This is a genomic window from Polaromonas sp. P3_C2 (assembly GCF_056402675.1).
In genome coordinates this window covers 1-604 of the sequence record NZ_JBFUGX010001225.1, presented here as the reverse complement: position 1 = coordinate 604, position 604 = coordinate 1, and the positions used below count along the sequence as shown (strand labels likewise).

The 604-nt window shown below is 65.1% G+C and carries 1 protein-coding gene and 1 pseudogene; both read left to right on the top strand.

The window, feature by feature from the left end; translation table 11 throughout:
* A pseudogene (locus tag AC1DWI_RS25750) lies at positions 1 to 195 on the top strand (tryptophan synthase subunit beta); the annotation flags it as partial.
* A partial coding sequence (trpA, locus tag AC1DWI_RS25745) for a tryptophan synthase subunit alpha (protein ID WP_477726269.1) occupies positions 192 to 604 on the top strand: 413 nt, incomplete at its 3' end. The pseudogene AC1DWI_RS25750 and the gene trpA, both read left to right, overlap by 4 nt.

Here is a 604-nt window from a genome sequence, read left to right as displayed (position 1 = left end):
ACCATGCCCCCCGACCAGAGCCTGCTCGTCAATCTCTCAGGCCGGGGCGACAAGGACATCGGCACGGTAGCCGACCTTTCGGGCGCGGAGTTTTACGACCGGCCTTCGATGCGGGGCTTCTCTGTCAAGGGTGGTGCGACAACCGCGGCTTCGTTCGATGCCAGCGGCGCCAAGGGCAGCGGGGTGCAATCATGAGCCGCATTGCCACCACCTTCTCCACACTGAAAAGCCAGGGCCGCAAGGCCTTGATCCCTTACGTCACGGCGGGCTTTCCCTTTGCCGACGTTACCCCCGAGCTGATGCACAGCATGGTGGCCGGCGGCGCCAACGTGATCGAGCTGGGCGTGCCCTTTTCCGACCCCAGCGCCGACGGCCCTGTCATCCAGAAGGCGGGTGAAAAAGCCTTGTCCCTGGGCATCGGCCTGGCGCAGGTGCTGGAGATGGTGCGCCAGTTCCGCACCAAAGACAGCGCCACCCCCGTCGTTCTGATGGGCTACGCCAACCCGGTCGAACGCTACGACATCAAACACGGCGGCAGCAAAACCGAAAGCGCCTTCATCCGCGACGCTGCCGCGGCCGGCGTGGACGGCGTACTCATCGTCGA